This is a genomic window from Pseudoxanthomonas sp. GW2 (genome assembly GCF_000283075.1).
GTDB lineage: Bacteria > Pseudomonadota > Gammaproteobacteria > Xanthomonadales > Xanthomonadaceae > Pseudoxanthomonas.
In genome coordinates, this window is the sequence record NZ_ALIP01000067.1 from 1 (window position 1) to 3985 (window position 3985).

A 3985-nucleotide genomic window follows, 5' to 3' on the forward strand; every position below is an offset into this window, starting at 1 on the left:
CAGCTCCGGCGGCGCGTGCTCCGGCTCGGTGCCGGCGGCGACCGCGTCGAGCATGGCCTGCAACCAGTCCAGCGAGCGCTGGGCGGCGTCGAAGTGCAGCGGGTCCAGTTCGGCGGTGCCGGAGCGGGCGGCGCCCAGGGTTTCCTCGGCGGCGTGGCACAGCTCGACCATCGGCTGGATGCCGAGGAAGCCGGCACCGCCCTTGAGGGTGTGGAAGCCGCGGAACACCGCATTGAGCTGCTCGCTGTCCTGGGGCGCGCGCTCCAGCTCCACCAGCTGCTCGCCGAGCCGGTCCAGGATCTCCTGGGCCTCGACGATGAAGTCCGCGGCGATTTCGGGCGTCACACCGCTCATGGCTTACAGCCCCAGTTCCGACAGCAGGGCGTCGGCGTCGTTCTGGCTGACTGCATGGGTGTCCAGCCCGGCCACCGCGGGGCCCGCCAGCGCGGGCTCGCGCGGCTCGGCGCGCGGCGGCAGGCCCAGTTCGCCGAAGCCTTCGTGGACGCGGCGCACGATCCCGGCGACGCGGCGGATGATCTGCCCGGTCAGGTCCTGGTAGCTCTGGGTCAGGGCGATCTCGGTGAGGTTGCGGCGGATGCGGTCCAGCACCTGGTCCTGGCCGTCGGTCACGCCTTCGGCGCGCAGGCCCTCGACCAGGGCGCGGCATTCGTCGGCCAGGTCCAGGGTGCGGTGGGTGGCCTGCTCGGTCATGCCGATGACGTGGTCCAGGCGCGCGCAGGCGTCGTCCAGTTCGACCCCCTCCACGCCATGGTCGTCGGCGCCGGGGACCTCCGGCAGTTCGCCCAGGGCCTGGCTCAGTTCGCGCGCCAGCCGGCCGAGGCCCTGCACGAGCGGACGGGTGCGGGCGGCGGCCAGGGCGTCGATCTCGGCGCGCAGTGCGCTTTCGTCGCCGCGGTCCAGGGCTTCCAGGGCGTCGTGCAGGCGCTGGACCAGCGCCGCACGCTCGGGGGATGCGGTGGTGCTCATGCCGTCGCCGCCAGCCGTTCGAAGATCTTGTTGAGCTTCTCCTCGAGGGTCTGCGCGGTGAACGGCTTGATGATGTAGCCGTTCACGCCGTTCTGCGCGGCCTCCAGGATCTGCTCGCGCTTGGCCTCGGCGGTGACCATCAGCACCGGCAGGGTCTTGAGCTTGGGGTCGGCGCGGATGCTGCGCAGCAGCTCGATGCCGGTCATGCCCGGCATGTTCCAGTCGGTGATGACGAAGTCGAACGGCTGCGCGCGCAGGGCCGCCAGCGCGGTGTGGCCGTCGTCGGCCTCGGCGGTGTTGCTGTAGCCCAGATCGTTGAGCAGGTTCTTGACGATGCGTCGCATCGTCGAGAAGTCGTCCACGATCAGGATCCGCATGTTCTTGTTCACTTCGTGCTCCGTTTGGCGTTGCGTGCTCAGTCGTCGTCCAGACCGGCATCACGTGATTCGTACTGGGACAGGCGGCCGCGCAGGCGCAGCACGGCCTGGCCGTGGATCTGGCACACCCGGGACTCGCTGACCCCGAGCACCGCGCCGATCTCCTTCAGGTTCAGCTCCTGCTCGTAGTACAGCGACAGCACCAGCTGTTCGCGCTCGGGCAGGTTGGAGATGGCCGCCGCCAGCTCGCGGCCGAAATCGCTGCGCTCCAGCAGCTGCTGCGGGGTGGGGCTGTTGCTGTTGACCTGCACGTCGCCGTGGTCTTCCACGTGGGAGTCCAGGCTCAGCACCTGGCCGCGAGAGGCGTCCTCCAGCAGGCGCAGGTACTCCGGCAGTGGCATGTCCAGCTTGGCCGCCACTTCCTGCGGCGCGGCGGCGCGGCCGGTGGCCTGCTCGATCTCGCGCACCGCGGCGGCGGCGTCGCGGGCGCGGCGGTGCACCGAGCGCGGCACCCAGTCGCCGCGCCGGATCTCGTCGATCATCGCGCCGCGGATGCGGATCGAGGCGTAGGTCTCGAACGAGGCGCCCTGGTCGGGGTCGTAGCTGCGGCTGGCCTCGATCAGGCCGATCATGCCGGCCTGGATCAGGTCGTCGACCTCGACGCTGGCCGGCAGGCGCGCCGCCAGGTGGTGGGCGATGCGCCGCACCAGGTCGGCATGCCGGGTGATGGCGTCGTCGTTGCTGCCGCGCACGGCGCGGTATTCGGCCACGGCATTCATGCGACCGCGCCTTGCCGGATCATCCGGTCGACGAAGAACTCGATGTTGCCGCGCGGGGCGGTCGGCGCCTGCCAGCGCGCCGCGCGGCGGGCGATCTCGGCGATGGCGCGGGCCGAGGGGCTGGCCGGGTAGGCGGTGGCGACGGCCTGCTGGCGCTGCACCGCCATGCGCAGCCAGTCGCACTGCGGCACCGCGCCGAGGAAGTTCAGAGAGACGTCACCGAGGAAGCGCTCGCATACCCGCGACAGCTTGTCGTACAGGCCGCGGCCCTCGGCCGGGCTGCGCACCATGTTGGCCACCACCTGGACCCGGTCCACGCCGCGCTCGCGGGACAGGACCTTGATCAGGGCGTAGGCGTCGGTGATCGAGGCCGGCTCGTCGCAGACCACCACCACCGCGTCCTGGGCGGCCTGGCAGAAGGTCAGCACGCTGTCGGTGATGCCGGCGGCGGTGTCTACAACCAGAATGTCAAGATCACGCTGCAGGTCATTGAAAACATTGACAAGTCCCACGTGCTGGGCTGGCTGCAGCTCGGCCATGTGCCGGCGCCCGGAGGCGGCCGGCACCACCAGCATGCCGTTGGGGCCTTCCAGGATCACGTCCTCCAGCTCGCAGCGGCCGGCGACCAGGTCGGCCAGGGTGTGCTGCGGGGACAGGCCCAGCAGCACGTCGACGTTGGCCAGGCCCAGGTCGGCGTCCAGCAGCAGGGTGCGCTTGCCCAGCGCCGCCAGCGAGGCGGCCAGGTTGACCGACAGGTTGGTCTTGCCCACGCCACCCTTGCCGCCGGTGATGGCGATGCTGCGGACGGGGGCGAGCGGTGCGTGGTTCATCGTCGGGCGGAAGGGGCTCGGGGTTGCGGGGCGGGACTCAGGCGACGGCATGGTCGGCCTCCGGGATGTTCGGCTTATCGGCAGCCCGGCGCAGATCTTCAAGGCGAAGCACCAGGCTGGCGGCATTGGCCCGGTGCAGGTCCTCCGGGACCCGCTGGCCGTCGGTCACCCAGGTCAGCGGCAGCTGGTGGTCCACGACCACCGACAACGCGCTGCCCAGGCGCCCGGTCTCGTCGACCTTGGTCAGGACCACGCCCTGCGGGCGGGCCGGGCCGAAGCGGCGCACGACCTCGTCCAGGTCGGCGAAGTGGGAGTTGGCCGGCAGCACCAGCAGGGTGCTGACGTTGCGTGCGGCGCGCAGCCAGTTGAGCTGGTTGGCCAGGGCGCGGTCGCGCTGGCCGAGGCCGGCGGTGTCCACCAGCACCAGGCGGTAGTCCTGCAGGCGCTGCAGCAGCTGGATCAGGGCCGCGTCGCTGTCGGCCTCGTGCACCGCGATGCCCAGCTGGCGGCCGTAGCCGTACAGCTGCTCGCGACCGCCGATGCGGGAGGTGTCGGTGGTGACCAGGGCGATGTCGCGCGGGCCGTGCTCGGCCACGAAGCGGGCGGCCAGCTTGGCGATGGTGGTGGTCTTGCCGGCGCCGGTGGGGCCGACCAGGGCGATCACGCCGCCGGCCTCCAGCGGGTCCACCGGGCACACCGGCAGGCGCCGCGAGATCAGGCCCAGCATCAGGCCGCGGCCGCGGTGCATCGGGGTGTCGGCCGGCAGTTCCAGGACGATGTCGCGGGTGATCCCGGCGTCGAAGCCGTAGTCCTCCATCAGTTCCATCGCCGCCAGCCGCACCGGCGAGCCGCGCAGGCGCTCGTCGGTCAGGCGGTGCATCTCGCGCTCGATCATGGCGCGCATCTGCGCCAGTTCCTCGCGCATGGCGCGCAGCTGCTCGTCGTCGGCCGGCGCCACCGGGGCCGGCACCGCGGCCAGGGTCGGGGCCGGACTGGCGGCCGGGGGCGCCGG

General features: G+C 71.8%; 6 protein-coding genes. All 6 read right to left on the reverse strand.

The genetic code is table 11. The features are described from left to right. Nucleotides 1-354 (reverse strand): Hpt domain-containing protein (locus B351_RS16230; RefSeq protein ID WP_198006201.1); only part of this gene is annotated, 354 nt, incomplete at its 3' end. A 3-nt stretch (nt 355-357) separates the two neighbouring features. Then, complete coding sequence (locus B351_RS0104720) at nt 358-987, reverse strand: protein phosphatase CheZ (protein WP_019397897.1); 630 nt, start codon at nt 985-987, stop codon at nt 358-360. Continuing rightward, a complete protein-coding gene (cheY, locus tag B351_RS0104725) occupies nt 984-1376 on the reverse strand; it encodes a chemotaxis response regulator CheY (protein ID WP_019397898.1) in 393 nt (130 codons plus the stop codon). The genes B351_RS0104720 and cheY overlap by 4 nt, the downstream gene beginning before the upstream one ends. A 26-nt stretch (nt 1377-1402) precedes the next feature. Continuing rightward, nucleotides 1403-2143 (reverse strand): RNA polymerase sigma factor FliA, encoded by a 741-nt coding sequence (locus B351_RS0104730; RefSeq protein ID WP_019397899.1) that lies wholly within the window; start codon nt 2141-2143, stop codon nt 1403-1405. Further along, nucleotides 2140-2973, reverse strand: a complete 834-nt coding sequence (locus B351_RS0104735; RefSeq protein WP_019397900.1) for a P-loop NTPase — start codon at nt 2971-2973, stop codon at nt 2140-2142. The genes B351_RS0104730 and B351_RS0104735 overlap by 4 nt, the downstream gene beginning before the upstream one ends. A 37-nt stretch (nt 2974-3010) precedes the next feature. Continuing rightward, nucleotides 3011-3985, reverse strand: a 975-nt coding sequence (gene flhF, locus B351_RS0104740; protein WP_019397901.1) for a flagellar biosynthesis protein FlhF, incomplete at its 5' end; no start/stop codon positions are given.